Origin of the sequence: Halalkalibacter sp. APA_J-10(15) (assembly GCF_023017105.1) — a bacterium.
In the GTDB taxonomy this organism is placed as follows: domain Bacteria; phylum Bacillota; class Bacilli; order Bacillales; family Bacillaceae_D; genus Halalkalibacter.
Window position 1 is genome coordinate 1 of record NZ_JALKEV010000051.1, and the last position, 572, is coordinate 572.

At 43.2% G+C, this 572-nt stretch carries 1 rRNA gene; it reads left to right on the forward strand.

Going from position 1 to position 572, the window contains the following annotated elements:
- Positions 1–446: 446 nt before the first annotated feature.
- Positions 447–572, forward strand: a 23S ribosomal RNA gene (locus tag MW695_RS22210); the annotation flags it as partial.

Here is a 572-nt window from a genome sequence, read left to right on the forward strand (position 1 = left end):
AGCCGTATCGGAAGGTGCGGCTGGATCACCTCCTTTCTATGGAGTAACTAACTCTAATCGACGAACAACCTCGGTTGTTTGACGCTTCGGTTCTTTTGTTCAGTTTTGAGAGAACTCAAAACTCTCATTAAGAAGTCATTTGATTACGATAAATGATTTCAGGTTCTTTGAAAACTAGATCATGGAAGAAACAATGTTTGTTTCATCGGTGTTTTGCATTCGCAAAACGAATGATTCAAACGAACGTCAAGAATTCACATTTTTATGATGTTTTTTCGTTGTTCATCATTGAACATCATTGAACATCATTGAAAAACATCCATGACAAAGAGAACCAAGCAAATCGAGGAAGCAAGTGTTCGAGGAATGGAACGTAGTTGTCTACGTGACATGACCGAGAAACACGAAGCTGACGAAGAGTTGCGCCGGTGATCTGACGTCATTTTGGTTAAGTTAGAAAGGGCGCACGGTGAATGCCTTGGCACTAGGAGCCGAAGAAGGACGCGACGAACGGCGAAACGCCTCGTGGAGCTGTAAGTAAGCTTTGAAGCGGGGATATCCGAATGGGGGAA